The following is a 16,864-nucleotide window of genomic DNA, read 5'->3' as shown; positions in this document are numbered from 1 at the left end:
GCGGCGCCCGCGACGAGAGAAGCCACGACCCTGTACCAACTTCCTGCGGGGCCGCGCCGCTACCGTTCGATCCGTCAGACGAATCATCGAGGACGCGGGCCGACGCCGCTCGCACCATAGCGCGCACGGCCTCGTCGATTTCCAAGAGAGACGCATCCGCCCGTGTCAGCACAGCCCCATGGCGGTCTGCGCCGCAATAGGGACACGGGAGGTCGTCTGCTTGAGACAGGCTCTCGCAGCGGGGACAAACGACGGAGTAAAGCGACCGCCACTCTTCTCGCTGGTCCATGTTTGCAGTAAAGATTGAGTGCCGTACGCGATGCGTCAGTAGTAAGTCGATGGTAGCCCGCTCAGCGGATGCACCGCCACGTGAGCCCTATTGGAGAAACCAATTTTCATGTTGACCGGGAAGGTCGAGTCTGACCTTAACACACCGATATACCCTCGGATAGCCGAGAATATGGCCCAACCGCAGGGGCTGCTAGCGTAACGTGAGCTGGACTTCTGAATTAACTGAGCACTCGGAAGTCGTCGCGTTTTTCGCGAAGGCTGATTAGTCGCTAAAGAATATCCTTTGCCCGATACCGGCGTGTCAACATGAATTAAATCCATAATGCACATATCGTACGCAGCGCCGCGAATGCGTTGCTGAGAACGATCGCAATCCTGATCGGCATGCACGGACAGCGTAGAACGCAGAACGTGTAAGAGAGCCCAACGTTGTCTTAGCCCGAACTCAACCGTGAATGACTTTGTCCGCCTCGGTGTTCGCCGCCGCTTATCGCGAGAGGCATTTGATACCCAGCCACGCGGCAGGCGATGACGCGTCCCGGTCGGCTCCCGAGGAGGCGGCGTCAACTCAACCCCCGACGTATGTGGCAGATGTGCTCCACGCGCTTTCGCGTTCCTGCTTGCGCGGGACGAGCCGAATAGATATGGTAGTACAGCGAATAATTTAGTACGTCCAAGAACAGGCCATCCTCTGCGAAGAACGGCATTTTGGCCGAGGCCCTGTTCTATTTTACAACGTTTGGAGGCCATTGTATGAGCCGGGTCCTCATTCTTGGTCTCGCAAGACTGAACGATGATGAAGGGGATTTTGCATTGCCCGCCGAGATAAAGAACGAATTGGGATCAGTCCTCGATCGGGACATGCTCTCGACGAAGCGGCTGAGAACCGTTCTACTTCCGGACGAAGCGCACTCGACCGGTGCATCAACTGGCGCCGGTGTGTCATGCGTGTTCGTCGAACTCACCACACGGCATGGCGCGCGTATTAGCCGCCGCCTGCCCTTGATCGGACGATTCACCGAACATACGATCGACCTATGTCCTGACGATATCCCCGACTGGCTCACATGGGCCGCGGCTGACGTGGATCTGGCGCAGCACGCGCGTATTTCTTTCAGTGAGACTTCGGCGTCCCACGTGTGGGGAAGACTTTGGGCGCGCAGGCTGAGCGCGTGGCGTCCGGTGAATCTCACGGTCGACCAGGAAAAATCGAATGACTATGCGAAGCAGTTCGAATTAACGACGCATGAGCCATCTGTCTTGCAGATCGGAGGGCCGGACCTTCCGTCTCGCTTTGTTTCACTTCCAGAAGGTCGCGTCAAGGTGCTTCTCACCGCCAATGCCGCGGACCGCGCCGATGGCGATCCGTTGAATGTGGTCGTATCCCGCTTGCCAACGGGCCCGCGTAACACTTTGCTCTCTCTCCTCTCGATGAATCAATCGGTGCACGCCGCGGGCGTCGCAAAGGAGCTCGGCGACGGTTTTGACTGGGAACGCGTAGGCGATGATCCGCTGAGCGGATGTGCGCTCGGCCATGCCGCGATAAGGCTCCACGCGCTTGATCGATTCACGCTTGCGGACGCGGGAAGTCTCCTCCAGATGGCGCGCGTCTCATCCGACGCCGCTATATTGCTCGCCACCCGTGCAATCGCCGAAGACGCAAGCGACGTTTCCCGGGTGATTCGCTTGCTGGACGTCGGGATCGGACGCGGACTGCCCGTCCTGGCGCAGTCGTTGACCGCCGCGAATGTCGCGCTCGATGTCTTGCGGCGACGCGCAAATCGAGTCGACCAAAAGGTACTCGCGGCGCTGACAGAGAAGGCCCGGAATTATAGTCGTGCGAACGCCGGCGCGGGCCCATTCATGAGTTTCTATGGCTGGAAACCCTATGTCCCCCACGACCAGCAAGCGACTCGCAGATGCGAGCGAAGCTCAGGCGGCAGCGTCGTTAATGCCATTGCCGCCATTGCGTCGGCTTTCAAACCCATGCCTTCTACGCCCCTAATTTGACCGAGAAGAGCGAGGCAGCAGCAACACGCCCATGTTGACACTGCCCGGTCGTCGTCGCGCCGTTCGCCAAGGCCAGTCGCGTTTGTGAGGGGTCACTATTTTTCGATCAAATTTTTTCGTCCGTCTGAACTAACAGGAGAAACCCAGACCACATGAATTCTTCCAACTGACGGTGACTTCAACTTCGCCATACAGGCTTGATCCGTTATTCGTCAGGCAATTGACGCAGAGCCGCGTTCGCTTCTCATGCGTCAGAAGCCGTTGGCAGTGGCATTGGAAGCGAAACGTACGCTCTAAATAGATCTTGCATGATTTTGGTTTCCAAAAAACTTTCTTATCCCCTTATCCTACTCACATGCCTGCGGACGCATCACATCCGTGCCGGCTGCGATAGGTCGTTCCTGGGAACGACTGTTGTCCCTGTCAACGATTTCGTTTCTTGCAGGTACATCAGGAGACCACGTGGACATAGGTGAGTGGCGTTTAAGCGATCAATCGAAGCGCCCACCATATGGACCGAGCGATACCGTAGCGTTCCCTCGTTCCGCAGCTTTCCTTTTACACAGCGCAGGATTGACTTTAGTGTGAATTAGCACATTCACGTCTGAAGATTGAATATAAGTCGAAGATGACGAAACCTGCTGTCAATTTGGTCCGCCGGTGGGTCCCTTTTTAAGAAATGTGGGTTGCCGCACGTACAGCAAGTGCATCGAGCTTGAGGGTGAGCCATTGCGAACCCGATTTTTATTTTCCGATGCTAACGGTCGTTCGCAGTACCAATGTGCCCGTTGTTGGCGGCGACCATGCTTCCGAGGAAGCGTTCGTTCGACTTGTACCTAGACCGCAGTGTCGTTGTTCGGCATTCGAATCCATGAGGAAAACCTCTGATGAACACACCAGTTCTTGGGATCGATCCAGTACCCGCGCGCACCCGAGACGACCCGTTTTCTGCCAGTGATTTCTGGAAGTTGATTGTCGATAACGTGTGGGTCGTGATTGCGATCATGGTGCTGGTGACCGGTGCCGCGACGCTTTATGCGTTTGTCGCCACGCCGGTGTACTCGTCGGACGCGCTAATCAAGGTCGACTATCCGAATCCCAACGCTTTCGGCGTGAACGCACAGGCACAGCAGCAGATGGTTCCGACCACACTGCCGACCGATGCGGAGATACAGATCATTCAGAGCCGCGCAGTGCTCTTGCCGGTCATCAAGGAATATCATCAGGATATAGCTGTTACGCCCCGTCAGGTGCCCCTGTTCGGACGTATCTGGGAACTGTTCGCCACCCCAGAGCAGCCAATGGCTCCCGTTCTAGGCCTCAAATCGTTTGCATGGGGCGGTGAGGATACGGACATCAAGACCCTATCGGTGCCGCCGCGCCTGGAAAACAAGACGCTTATTTTGCGCGTTCTACCAGAAGGCGCTTACGAGCTCAGTGATCCCGATGGCAACCCTATTCTCCATGGCGCCGTCGGCCAACTGATTAGCGCGGACGGCACCTCGATTTTTGTCGACAAGCTCGTTGCGCGGCCTGGTACTGAATTCAAGGTGATCCGTTACAGCGAGTATCAGGCGGTCTTGCGTTTTCTAAAGAGCCTAAAGGTCATGGAGTCGATGAAGGACTCCGGTGTCGTGCAAATCATCTATGAGAACGACGATCCCAAACTCGCGCAGGAAGTTACGAATGCCATTGCTAAGATGTATATTGCGGCGCACGTCGACCAGCATCGCGAAGAAGCAAGCGTCACTCGAAACTTCATTATCGGCGAACTTCCGCGCCTCGAGCGCGAATTGCAGCGCGCTGAAAGTGAACTGAGCAACTACCGCACGTCTGCAAGTTCGATGCAACCAGGCACCGAAGCGTCGTCATATCTTCAGGGCAGTATCGACATCGAACGGCAGATTGCCACCCTCACTATGCAACGGACTCAAGTGGCGAGCCGGTTCGCACCGGGCACGCGCGAGGTGCGCACCATCGACGAACAACTCTCGACCCTTAACGCGCAAAAGCGGACGTTCGACCAGCGCTTCGGGCGACTCCCGGTTTCCGAGCGCAAGCTGATGGACCTCACGCGTGACGCGAAGGTCGCCGAAGACATTTATGTGGCTATGCGTGAAAAGGCGAGCGAGCTTGCCGTCACGCGCGCGGGCACAATCGGCAACGTGCATCTTATCGATTCGGCTATCTATCCGACCGACCCGTCGAAGCCCAAGCGAATCCTCATCATCGCCGGCGGCGCCGCCGGCGGCTTGATCTTGGGCATCCTATTCGTATTCTTCCGTGACCAGCTCTCGCGCAGCGTGAAGACGCCGCACTCGGTCGAGCGCCGTTTGAGCTTGCCCGTGTTCGGTGCGGTCAGTTTCAGCGCGATGCAGGCGCGTCTCGATCGCACATCGAGGCCATCGATCCTGCCTGGCATACATCGACTGCCATTCTTGACCAACGATCGACCGTCTGGCGTGCTGAGTGACGATCTCGAAGTCGTGCCTCGCGCAGACGGAAGCCACCCGCTCTCGAGCCTCGGCAATCACGACATGGCTGTGGAAGCGTTGCGCGCGGTGCATGCGTCGCTCATGCTTGACATCGCGCCAGCGCCGAACAACGTGCTTGCAGTCGTGGGGGCTACGCCGGGCACGGGGAAAACGTTCGTCGCGTCAAACCTAGCCGTGCTGCATGCACAATCCGGCAAGAGTGTGCTTCTGATCGACGGTGACATGAGACGCGGGCGCATGGCTTCGATCTTCGGACAGAACGGGGGCAACGGCTTTTCGGAAGTCCTCGCGAGCAAGGTGCACGTCGATCATGCTGTCCGTCAGATCGACGTGCCGGGTCTGTCGCTGCTGACGTCGGGCCACTTCCCGGCGAACCCGTCGAAGATGCTGTCGACACCGCGCCTCCCGCTGATCCTCGACTACCTACGCCAACAGTATGATCTCGTCATCATCGATACACCGGCGGTGCTTGCGGTCAGCGATGCCAACCTCATCGCCGCCAACGCCGGCGCATCGGTGATCGTGGTGCGCCCCAGCGCACAAAGTGAAGAGGAGTTGGAGGAAGCGATCAAGCGGCTTGACCTCACAGGCGCGCGCATCGCGGGTGTGATCTTTAATGCGGTTCCGAAACGCCGCAGCGAAAGACGCACATACGCGTACGCGAGCGCGTACATGTCAAATTCCGACACCGAAGAGGAATAAGCGCGTCAGTCCCGTCAAGAGCGCCGTGGACCGCCGCATGAACCACGGCACGTGGACTTGTACCGTGGAAACCAACGCCAACAGGAATTCGAATGTCCGAGTTTGTATGAAGCGCAGCTTTCCGCTCCGTACGCAGCGCGTAAATCTGATAGCACGCCTCACGATGATGCTGGCCGGCCAGATCACACTGGCGGCCGCCCCTCACCCGGCCTTCGCCCTGCAGTTGATGACCGCACCGGGAGCACTCATCAGCGATGATGCGGGAAGCAGACGCATCGGATTCAAGATCGCGCCCGCAATCATGTCTGACGGCGACGAAGTCGTCGCGGCGCTCTATCGCTACGACGATAACGCCGAAGTATCGCAGTCGCCGCTCCGCAAATATCGCGTCTCCATCGCAAGGGGCAGCGGCGAATCGATATCGGTCGATGTCTCCCTGCCCGGCGCCGGTCTCTATGTGCTCGACACGAAAATCGTGTCGACGGATGGCGCCGAAAGAGATTCGCTCAAGGTGAGCCTCGCCGCCCTCGCCGTCGGCAGCGGCGGCTTCAGCGACGCCGGCGTGCAGACTCACTTCGCTCATAGAAAAGGCGTACCCGCAACCGTGCTATCGCTGGTCAAGCGTGCAGGCTTCGCGTGGATTCGCGACGAGGTGTACTGGAGCGAAATCGAGAAAACGCCAGGCCAATTTCAGTTTCCGCGCAACGACAACGACTATGGCGGATATGTGCGGGTGGCGGCGCGGATGAACCTGAAGCCGCTGATCGAGCTCGACTTCGGCAACGGGCGCGCTTATCCGGGGCTCTTCAAGGGACCGCAAGGCTTCCCCCAAACACAGCAGGAACGCGACCTCTTCGTCCGCTACGCCGAGAAAGTCGTCAGCTTCTATCGTGATTACGCGAAGACGTGGGAGATATGGAACGAGCCGGCGTTTGCGAGCATCGGCTATGACAAGTATATTGCGCTGCTCAAGCAGGTGTACGGCGCGATTAAGAAACAAAGCCCCGACGCGAGCGTCCTGTCGTGCGGAGGAGGCGGGGCCGGCGGCGGCCCAGGCGGCGATTGCATCGTGCAGATTGTGAAGGCAGGTGCACTGGAGTACCAGGACGGCTTCAGCATTCATCCGTATATGTCGCCGCATGATCCCGATCGCGGATACGTTGCGAAGGGCTCGCCGCTGCCCCGAGTGAACGTATCGACCGTATGGCCACATCTGCAGGGCATGACCCGGTCTCATCCGAGACCAGGCGCGGGACCGCTCAAGCTGTACGTCACGGAGATCGGATGGCCGTCGAGTCCCGCGAATGCGGGCTTGTCGGAGCGCAAGCAAGCGGCCGCGGCGGCGCGCACTTTCCTGCTCTCGCGGCGCTTCAACGCGGTGGAAACGGTGATTTGGTACGACTTCGTCGATGACGGAGTGAACCCGAACGACAAGGAAGCCAACTTCGGCCTCCTACGGCTCGATTTGTCGCCGAAACCTGCGTACGTCGCCGCCGCTACGTTGTTCCGTACCATCGGCGCGCGCAAGTGGAATCGCTCGTTCGTCGATGACGATACGACCAAGATCTATCAATACGGTGGCGACGATGGCGTGATCGCGGGCTGGAAGAGCGATGCCGATGCCGATCCCGTCCTCACACCAGCGCCGATTCCGCCGGGAAGATACACGCAGATTGACTGGCAGGGTTCGACTTCGACTCTCGAAGTAAAGGAAGGCTTCGAGTGGAAACTTGGCGCGCTGCCGAAGTATCTCGTCCCGGCAAACCGATGAGGCGATATGGACGCAAAGCCATGAAAAAACGCTCCGGCATACCGCAAGCCGGAGCGCTTCGTTCCGACTTGCGCTTACGCCGGATTTGCCTTGACGAAGTTCTTGAAGGCGGCGTAGGCCGGCGACTTCGTGACGCCGTCGTTCTTCAACAGCCCGAAGGAGTCGTCGATCAACGCATACATCATCACGGACTGGAGGTTGTATTTGTCCTTGACCGACTTATATTCCGTCAAGGCCTTGGTGACATACGCAGCTTGCTGATCCGGCGTATCGGTCGGGCCGTGCCAGCCCCACTCGGTCAGCCAGATGGGCACGCCGAACGAATCCTTCAGCGCCTGGAGAACATCGAAGCACTGGTTATTGATCCAACCGCAAAGCGCATCGCCCGAGCTTTCATACCAGTGGTAGCAGGTGATGTCCCAGCGAACTGTTGCCGCGCCGCTCACACCGTTGACCGTGCCATTTGGGGTGATACCGTTCCACAGCATCTGCAGCGCACGGAAAGCGAGCGGATAGCCGACGTTCACGCCGACTTTGATCGTCGGGTCGATGGCGCGGACACCGTCGATCATGCCCCGGATCACGCCACGGAATGGAAGCCACGATGCGGAATCGTAGTTGTTAGTGCTGTGCCCATCGCCACTGGTCCGCACGGGCACTTCGAGCTCGTTGCCGCATTCGATGTATTTCACCAGACCTTTGAGAGGCGTCGTAACGGTGGTCGCGAGGTTATAGCCAAGCGTATACGCCGCCGACTCGCTCATCGAACAATTCCAGCCGATCGACGCCGGATTGAGCACCGGCAGAATGGAAACGCCGCTGTTTTTGAACGGGCCCGTCAGAGCATTTGCGAGAATCTTCGCCATCCCGACAGAAGCCACGTCGGCGCGGTAGTTCGTGACGCCCAAATCCCTGAGGATCGCAAGCTGCGCGGCGGCCGACATGGTGTTGTAAATGCCGCTGTCCCACGCCATGTGGCCGTTCATGCCGTAAAAAAGCGAGGTGTTGGGCGCCGAGGCTGTGCCACGCGGATCGGCGGTGCCGAGGTTCGTCCAAGGGCTGCCGTTTCTGTACCAGATACCCGCCGAACTCTGCGCGTAGATCGTGCCGTTGTAGTAAACAATGAGGACCAAAGCGACTGGGGAGCCTGTCATCAGGCCGGTCCCGTTGCGAGTCACGCGACCGTTGACGAGCGTCCAGACGTTGCCCGAGGAGTCGGTGATCGATGTTGCTGGGGGAATGGCCGTTCCGCTTGCCGAGGCGGCCTTGGCCACGCCCTTTTCGGTGTTTGCGATGTCGTCCGTAGCAGAACCATTGCCACCACCACCACCGCACGCCGACAGAGCGACGCTGCCGGCGCTTGCCATCAGGAGAGACAGGAAGTTTCTACGCGATATCGGTGGTACGGAGTCATTAATGGCAGGCGATACCTGCTCCTGCTGTTGGGGGAAGGATTTGAAGGACACGTCGAAAAGGTTCGTGTTTCGCTAAAAGGAGCCGCAGTATATGGTCCGAAATAGCCCACAAACGTTTCTGAATGTAACCGATAAGGAAAAAAGGAAACACGCGCTTTATTCATATCGTAAGGAGAGAAAATTACTTCAGATGATTGCAGCAGAGGAACAGACGTTCGCTTATACGGGTATCAGGAAGTGTGATCGTTGGAAATTTGCAAGTCGGCACGCTATGTACCTGCAAAGAGATGGACTACATCGTGACGCAACGAATGCAGACGCACCGCGGCGGGTCCAAAGGAGGGAACGAATTTGATCGGCAGTTCAAGCCGGGCAACGGTGCTTCTACATCGACGATTTTGATGTCGGACGCGCTGTCCTACATGTCGCTTCGTAGGACTTATCAGACATTAAAGCCACTGTCGCTTGTGTACAGGTTTTGATTCATACGATGATTTGAATTTAGCTGCGGCGCCACGACGGGGTCGGACAGACAATGGCCGATACGAGGAACTCATGTACTCAAGAATCGTTTCGATACTCTTCTACATGTTCTTCACTTGCGTGATTTTCAATCCGCGAGTCAACGGCTTTACGATCTATTTTTATCTCTTCGTCCCCTTTTTAGACCCTTCCTTCCTTCGATTCTTGACCTCAACGGCGCGCAGTTGGAGCGGTCCGCTGCTCGTCGCCGTGGCCGTCAGTCTTCTGGGATCACCAAGCGTCGCGGTTCGGGTCGTATCCATTGCCATCTGTATTGGTTACCTGATGTATACGATGGGACGTCACATTTGCTATCTGCATCACTGGATGGCAATCAATGTCGCGTTCGCAATCGTGCAATTCGGACTTTATTACGTCGACAAGGGGCTCGCAGCGCAGCTTGGCCCGACCCTTTTGGCGCGAACAATATGGGGACAATATGCAACGGCGACGTACTCGAACTTTTACGAGATCTTCTACTTTGCGCGGGCTTCTGGATTCTCCCGGGAAGCCGGCTTCTTCTCCTCGTTGCTCGTCTCCTCGCTGATTGCTCACCTACTGACCGAGAAGGTCAACAAGAGGATTGTCGCGATGTATTGCGTCGGGCTTTTCATCTGTTTCTCAAAGTCGTCGCTGTTTATCTTTATCTTCCTGGCGCTTTTTCCCTTCCGTCAAAAGCTACGCCTCATCCATCCGCTTTTGGTCCTCACCGTGTTCATCGGCGTGGTCGGCTTGACCGGCCTCTATCTCGAAAGTCACACGTTCTTTGGGTCAACGACGTTTTCGCACCGGCTCGGTGGATATCCCTTTATGCTTCAAGAAAAACTGGAGGATCTATTGGGAGGCGTGACCGCTGAGTATGTGCGCTCGCATTACATGTATATGCCGTCCTTCCGTCTGATCGAGTATGAGCTCTCCTCGGGCGTTCCATTCGCCGGCCTTCCTGCAAACGTCGCAGAGATGGGGTTGTTCAGCGCGCTGCTTTTGTTTGGAGTCGTCGCATTCACCGCGAGCGACGGCTTCGTCATGCTGTTGCTGCTTCTGCTCACGTCGACGGTCAGCCTTACCACCGTGTCATCGTTCGTGTGCATCGCATACTTGATTTTGTATTGGCCCAGGTTTGCAGCCTTTCGTGCAAAACGCACATGGTTCATGCAGGAGCGCTTTGTACTGTCGCCTCTCGGACGCTCCGACTTCAGGCGAAAAAAAACGATCAGATTCGCCTCTGCGCCATGGAAACGCAAGGTGCTTGTCGTGACGGGCCCTGCGCCGCGCTCAGGCAAAACGTTTGTGGCCGTCAATCTGGCGGGCATCAATACCGCGGCCGGCAAACGCGTGCTCCTCATGGATGGCGATTTGCGCCGCGGCCGAATCGGCTTTCTGTTCGGGCTCTCGGGAAGGACAGGACTCGCGCAAGTACTCGACGGCCAAGTCGACGTCGACCGCGTGATCCGCTCGGTCGGTACGTCCGGCGGCCTCGACGTCATCCCGGCAGGCGACTTGCTTACCGATCCTGTGCAATTGCTCGCCAATGGACGTCTGGCGCAATTGCTGCGACAACTGGCACCCCGCTACGACCTCATCATCATCGACACGCCTGCGATGCTCTTGGCCAATGACGCCTGCTTGGCTGCGCCGCTTGCAGGCTCGACAGTGTTGGTTGCAGATTCCGGCCCGCGCGTCGAGCGCGAGCTCGACGAGACGGTGAAGCAGCTGGATCGGATTGGGGCGAATACCATCGGCGTCATTCTCAACGCTATGCCGGGTCCCAGTGAGGAACCGACGCGCACCTACGTCGGCAGAGTTGCCGCGCGGCGAAGGCGCGCTTCCATGCCTTTTTGAGGGTGATCACAGTGTCAAACAAACAATTCTGCGCTTGCATTCGATTTGCGCAGTAGGATCACATACATATGATGAGCCAAGCGAATTCGCCACTAAGCATCGGGATCATGTTCAGCGTTAGGACCTTGTGCAACACGGTCGATGCGCGGGTCTTGCTGCGTCCTGGCCGAGAATGTCTCCTACGGCTGGGCTCTGCCTACGGGCATTGAATATCGCAGTGATGTGCAAGGCTGGTGGCGGGACCGTAGACTTCACTCTTTGCGCCTAACGTCGGGTCCAAAAACAAAAATCCTTCTCTCCCTATTCGAATATCGAAAGCTACGCAGACGAAATCTTCTCTGCCGCATTTCCGCATACGTATCAAACACGAAAAGTCCCTATACCTACGCAAGCTTCCCGCCTATGCTACGGCGTGGGACGGCGATGGTCCTTCACAGGAGGTATCGTTTACATGCAAGCACATTCAATCCAACGAGCCTTTTCTGATCCCACCCGAATCATCTCGTTTGTCAAGAATTTTTCGATTCTGGACAGAAGGAAGCTCTACCAAACCTGGGAACATGCTCATCTAACCCGCCTGTTCTCCTATCTAGACGTAGATTGCGTGTTTGACATCGGCGCGAACCAAGGCCAATACGCGCAAATGTTGCGAAAGAGAGCCGGGTACAAGGGTTTAATATTCTCCTTCGAGCCAAGCCCTCATGACGCGCGAGTCGCTCGCGAGCGATCCGCGGGAGACGATAAATGGAAGGTAATTGAGGTCGCGATAGCGGACGCTGACGGGGAAGCGCAATTCAACGTAATGCAGCAAAGTGAGTTCAGTTCACTAAGTGTTCCTAGGCACGACGAAGTTTCATTGTTTAAAGAAATGAACTCAATTGCGGAAACGGTCACGGTCCGGACAGAACTTCTGGGGACCATGCTGAAGAAGCTGCGCGACGAATATGGATTCTCGAGACCCTTTCTAAAAATGGATACTCAGGGCTTTGATGTGAATATCGTCAAGGCTTCGCACGATGTGATTCGCTCGTTTGTGGGATTACAGAGCGAGTTGTCAATCGCAAAGCTATATACTGCCTCGGTTGACTTTCGTGATGCGCTCACCGAATACGAGCGATGTGGCTTTGTTTTGAGTGCGTTCGTGCCAAACAATGCAGGGCATTTCCCCCGTCTTCTGGAAACGGATTGCGTGATGATTCGCTCCGACCTTGTGGTCCAAGAAGCACCGTATAAAGTTTGAGGATCCGCTTCTGGCGTGGCCGCTCTTGGTAACCATCCCACGCTGAGCGCATCCACGCCCCTTGCAACCTTCGCCGGAAAGAGGCACTTATGAGCGGATCCAAGCGGGCAGTCATTATCTGTTTGCAAGACGCTTTTGCTAACGGGATAAAACCTAAGGAGATCGAATCATTCCTCAAGCGACACGGTTACTCCTCCGTGCTTATATTCGAATCGGGAAAAATATCGCGCATGGCGAAAACGGGCTTTCGCCGGCGCCTGCCGGCCATGCAGCCTCTCAAACTCGAACTGTATTTTTACGAGGCGATCCTTGCTCTCGCTAAGCGGCTTGGCAGCCCGATAGACCGAGTGGCTAAGTCCGGACTCCTGTGGCGGATGACTTTAATCAGGGGGCGCGTTTTGCAGAAGGTATTAGCCGAGCATGACAAATTCGACCTGCTGATTTGCGAAAGCAATCCCGACGAGGCAGTGACACTTGGAGATCGAATAGCCACTGTGCAGATTCTGGACCTACCGTCGCCGTTTGCCGAAGAACTCTTTTACGGTAAAGAATTGAACATTTCCGGCTACGAGAGACTGAAAAGTGTAGAAGTGGCCGCTTACGCCGCGGCCGACCACCTGTCGTTTCATTGGCATACGTACGCTGATTTCGTTCGCGAAAAAAAATATTGTGGCGACAATTTCTTACCAATTACATACGGCACACATCGTAAGACGAGAATCGCGCGCTACAATGAGCAGCCAAAGATTATCTTCCTCGGTTATCTAGGCGGTTATTGGGTCAACCTCGAATTGCTGGCGCAGTTGTGCAAACTGTGTCCCTCGCTGGACGTCTATGGCGGACCAGAGCCACCAGCCGATTTGAAGATCAACTATAAGGGCTATGCGCCGTCGACCGATGTCATTGCGGATTATCAGTTTGGCTTGGTCACCATCAGCAACGATGAGTTGCGTCGACATAGTTTCTCGTCTAAACACCTGGAATACATCTCTTATGGCGTACCCGTGCTAACTCCTGCATGGCGAAAAGACACGGCGCTCGATGATAGTTCAATATACTACACCACCGACAATTTCCTTGATCAAGTTCGATGTGCCAGCTCCGTTCGAGCATGGGAAGCGCTGCATGCCTCAGCACTCAGGGATGCGGCCCGCTTCAGTTGGGATGCGGCGCTGAAAGATCTTGCTGAACTAGATACGCGGCGGCAGGCCAACCCTCTAGGTGCAGCGCCTGATGCTGCCACAAAAACTGGCCAAAATTGCGCGTTGAATCGCCCGGTGCTTTAGGTAGTCGATCTCAGCTATTTAGTATAACGTCGTATCTGAGCTGCACTTAAGAGCCAAAGTAGCACTCACACGGAAGCGATGAAATGAAATCGAACGAAGAGTCAATCGAAGAGGTGCGGAATCTCGTCGAACAGGCCGAGCGTTTGGGAGTGCAAACACTCGCCGTCCCACTTAAGGACTTACGAACCTTACTCTTGATTTTCCATGCCGCGCTTCCTCTGCGAAATCCACCAAGTAGTCGTGGCGAAGGGATGCGTCCGCGCAGTGAAGGTCAGCATTGACTGGTCAATGACAGCAATCGTCAAAGCGCACGTGGCGTCGTAGCGCGTTGCTGTCTGACCTGCAAGACGGTAAGGACGCTGCCACTCTGTAATCTGTGCTGTCGCTGTGTAAAGTTTCCAGAGTCGCGCCACAGTTCGAAGGATTGATTCCGACGTCCCTACTAAAGTACGGCTTAGGTCGCCTTTTCGTTAGAAGTTAGCTAATAACGTTCGTCTATTAAACGGCGCTGATTTTTCGCTGGTTGTTGATCAATACGGGATGAGGCTCCTACCGCCGTCACGCCAGTTAATTGATTCAGGTCTAACCAACCGCGCAACCAGACGCCTGCGCGCGCGGCCGAGGCGCGTTCTGTGTCTGCATCAGCGAAGTTTTCGAACCGGAACTCGAGGTTTTCTCGGTTGATTATTGCGATCGCCGTGATAATTCCGCCCTGGTTAACCGTGGTAATTTGAATGTTCCACCCATCGTACTCCTCACTTTGATACATGACGGCTCCGGATATCGACGTGACATTGTTGGCGGAATGCAAAAGAAAGAGGATCATCGACTGGACTTAACGGGTGCACGAGCCCCTATCACGCCCACAAATTTGTCTTTTCTAGATCCTAAGCGATCGGGAGCGGTGCAGCAAGCGATTGCTTCGAAAGCCCGAATCCACTCGGTAGACTAAGAAAAAAGAGATTCGGCGGGATCGACATTCCGATCGGGCTGGCCACGCGGGACGCCGCTTCGAGCGATGACTTACCCGTCAATATAGTCGGCTCCGCGGGTACCAGCACGATGCCCGCGTTCGCTGGGCGACTTCCCGATCGCGACGTTCCATGCTCACGACGTCTTGCGGTGGTGGGGAGTAGTCAGATTCTCGATGTTTGAGTCGCCGACAGGCCTTGGAATCGCCAGCCAGCCCATCGGAATGCCGCTGATGCACGGTCGACTCCATAGCTCGCATCAGCGCGGTCATTGCCGCCGTCTCTTGCGCGCCGTGAACAGCTTCTTCGCTCAATGGCTTGAGCGCCTTCGTCTCCGTCGCGCAGTCTTTAACAAGCGTGTCATCCAATTCACAGCCTATCCCTTGCGACATTGAGCGAAACAATTTAGCACAGTCGAGTCTGTCGCCTCCTTCTTGTGGGTCGACCCGGAAGATCATTAAAGCCGGTCGCGACAAGGCGTTGTGCCCCATGTTTTAACTAATTGTAGCCTTCAACGCCAAAGCTCATGATTCAACTAAGCTTTACAGCCGACGCGCCGGAGTGACATCCGATTGCTATAGACGTCATTCGAACGGATCATTAGCTTCATGAAGCGTCCCCGTCATGCGGGGATCCACTCGCGGATGCAAAATGCCTTATCGCCTCGGACCAGAGCGAAGCTGCACTCACTCCACTCATCGAATGTGAAGACTCCAGGGCCTTGCTTGAGCGGCGTCCTCTGTGACCCCCGCGTCGTGAAAAACGATGCTTCCCACTCATGCTAATTAATAAGCGTTGGTACCTCGTAGTCCCTTAAAAACTGTTGTAACGATAATCCGCATGTCTAATCCGAAAGACCAGTTTAACAAGTAATAAAGGTCACATGCGACGCGTTTCTCCATCTTTTCGATCCGGTCTGTTTCTCCGCGAAAGCCATTCACCTGAGCCCAGCCGGTGATGCCGGGCTTGATCCTGTAACGATGAATGTATCCAGGCACCACCTTCTGGTATAAATCGTCGTGTTCTAATGCATGCGGACGCGGCCCCACTATCGACATGTCGCCGCACAAGACGTTGAAAAACTGCGGCAACTCGTCAAGACTGCTGCGCCGAAGGAATGCGCCGACGCCGGTTACACGCGGATCGTTGCGCGTAGCCTGACGAAGGATTCCCGCGTCTTGCGCATGCAGGCGCATGGAGCGGAACTTGTAGATCGTGAAGATGCGTCCGTCCGCGCCTTTGCGACGCTGCTTGAATAGAACCGGGCCAGGTGAACTAAGTTTCACCGCGATCGCGATACCGATCAAAAGCGGGGCAAGAACTATAAGTGCGGCTAATGCAAAACCCCGATCGAAGATTTCTTTTTTCAAGCGGGCGTCCCGGGAAAGAGGCGACGCGAGGAGGTCGATAGCCGCTACATCGAGCAAGCGGCTCACACCACTTTCGAACAGGGCGAGACTGCGCACGTCAGGAATGAAGCGCAAGTTGACAAGGTCATCACGGAACGCATTGACAAAGCGCAGGATCGTATGCTCTTGTGAAAGCGGCAGCGCAAGCCACACTTCATGGACGTCGTGGCTGCGCACGTAATCGACAAACGCTTCATGTTCTTCGAATACCGGTATCCTGGCATTGATGTGCCCAGAAGCGGGCGTTGCGTTGAACGCGACAGTCGCGCGGAAGCCCGAATATCTTGCACGATCGATCTTCTCTACGATCGAATCGCAATGTGCGCCGCATCCAACGATCGCCACGTGATTCAGACTCATTCCGGCATTGTGCATATTCGCGATAATCGCGTGGATAATCAGACGCCCGACAATCATCAGACCGCCGGATATCGCAGTCCAGTATGCAAACCAGAGGCGCGACACAGCGTCGAGGCGGTGTAGCGAGAACATGAGCGCAAGTGCACAACCTTGCACGATCAGCCATCCAAGCGACACTTCTCTTACAAGGCCCAGGGCGCTGCGGCCTCGCGGGGACCCGTACACATCGAAACTGGGAAAGAGCGCGAGCGAGAATGCAGCGGCAAACGCCACGAATGCCACGTAGAAGCTTTGCTCGGCGACGTATGCGAATCTGATCTGTGAGGCCACAGCAGCGCCACAGAGGACCATGGCAACGTCAAACAGGCGCATGAAAAATGCCTGAAAATCTCGCATTTTCTTTCCCCTTGTGAAGTCGCTGATGACTATTGTCCTCGAACGGCCACTCAGTGCCGGCCATAGCTATCGTCGAGGCGCACGATGTCGTCTTCGCCGAGATAGCTGCCGGACTGCACTTCGATGATCTCGAGCGGCACCTTGCCCGGGTTCT

General features: G+C 56.2%; 11 protein-coding genes. 7 read left to right on the top strand and 4 right to left on the bottom strand.

The features are described 5' to 3' along the window. The first annotated feature begins 1,044 nt into the window (after window positions 1–1,044). The 3 genes from AWB74_RS31000 (at window position 1,045) to AWB74_RS30990 (ending at window position 7,269) form a co-directional block, all read left to right on the top strand. The gene (locus AWB74_RS31000) at window positions 1,045–2,301 is read left to right on the top strand and encodes a hypothetical protein (protein WP_061150448.1); all 1,257 of its coding nucleotides are present in this window, start codon (window positions 1,045–1,047) and stop codon (window positions 2,299–2,301) included. A gap of 887 nt (window positions 2,302–3,188) precedes the next feature. Next, window positions 3,189–5,498, top strand: coding sequence for a polysaccharide biosynthesis tyrosine autokinase (locus AWB74_RS30995; RefSeq protein WP_061150447.1), 2,310 nt, complete (start codon window positions 3,189–3,191; stop codon window positions 5,496–5,498). 106 nt (window positions 5,499–5,604) lie between these two features. Next, window positions 5,605–7,269, top strand: a complete 1,665-nt coding sequence (locus tag AWB74_RS30990) for a glycoside hydrolase 5 family protein (protein ID WP_061150446.1) — start codon at window positions 5,605–5,607, stop codon at window positions 7,267–7,269. 74 nt (window positions 7,270–7,343) lie between these two features. Here AWB74_RS30990 and AWB74_RS30985 read toward each other — a convergent pair whose 3' ends face one another. After that, complete coding sequence (locus AWB74_RS30985; RefSeq protein WP_061150445.1) at window positions 7,344–8,735, bottom strand: glycoside hydrolase family protein; 1,392 nt, start codon at window positions 8,733–8,735, stop codon at window positions 7,344–7,346. A 504-nt stretch (window positions 8,736–9,239) separates the two neighbouring features. On the opposite strand from AWB74_RS30985, the gene AWB74_RS30975 reads away from it, so the two are divergent. The 4 genes from AWB74_RS30975 to AWB74_RS45835 all read left to right on the top strand — a co-directional run bounded on the left by AWB74_RS30975 (window position 9,240) and on the right by AWB74_RS45835 (window position 13,855). Next, complete coding sequence (locus tag AWB74_RS30975; RefSeq protein ID WP_087039308.1) at window positions 9,240–11,048, top strand: CpsD/CapB family tyrosine-protein kinase; 1,809 nt, start codon at window positions 9,240–9,242, stop codon at window positions 11,046–11,048. Window positions 11,049–11,499: 451 nt separating this feature from the next. After that, entirely contained in the window at window positions 11,500–12,288 is a 789-nt protein-coding gene (locus tag AWB74_RS30970) for an FkbM family methyltransferase (RefSeq protein WP_087039307.1), read from the top strand. Between the two features lie 89 nt (window positions 12,289–12,377). Further along, a complete protein-coding gene (locus AWB74_RS30965) occupies window positions 12,378–13,574 on the top strand; it encodes a glycosyltransferase family protein (RefSeq protein ID WP_061150443.1) in 1,197 nt (398 codons plus the stop codon). An 83-nt stretch (window positions 13,575–13,657) separates the two neighbouring features. Continuing rightward, window positions 13,658–13,855 carry a hypothetical protein gene (locus tag AWB74_RS45835; RefSeq protein WP_143749341.1) on the top strand — a complete coding sequence of 66 codons (198 nt, stop codon included), beginning with the start codon at window positions 13,658–13,660 and terminating at the stop codon, window positions 13,853–13,855. Between the two features lie 200 nt (window positions 13,856–14,055). Here the strand turns inward: AWB74_RS45835 and AWB74_RS30960 are convergent, their stop codons facing one another. From AWB74_RS30960 to AWB74_RS30950, 3 genes are all read right to left on the bottom strand, one after another. Then, window positions 14,056–14,343 carry a hypothetical protein gene (locus AWB74_RS30960; RefSeq protein WP_143749340.1) on the bottom strand — a complete coding sequence of 96 codons (288 nt, stop codon included), beginning with the start codon at window positions 14,341–14,343 and terminating at the stop codon, window positions 14,056–14,058. Between the two features lie 987 nt (window positions 14,344–15,330). After that, the gene (locus AWB74_RS30955) at window positions 15,331–16,710 is read right to left on the bottom strand and encodes an undecaprenyl-phosphate glucose phosphotransferase (RefSeq protein ID WP_061150441.1); all 1,380 of its coding nucleotides are present in this window, start codon (window positions 16,708–16,710) and stop codon (window positions 15,331–15,333) included. 50 nt (window positions 16,711–16,760) lie between these two features. Next, window positions 16,761–16,864, bottom strand: a 104-nt coding sequence (locus AWB74_RS30950) for a hypothetical protein (RefSeq protein WP_143749339.1), incomplete at its 5' end; no start/stop codon positions are given.

This window comes from Caballeronia arvi (assembly GCF_001544695.2).
Taxonomy (GTDB): Bacteria; Pseudomonadota; Gammaproteobacteria; order Burkholderiales; family Burkholderiaceae; genus Caballeronia; species Caballeronia arvi.
Note: the sequence above shows the minus strand (reverse complement) of the source record. Positions and strands in the feature narration are given on the sequence as shown.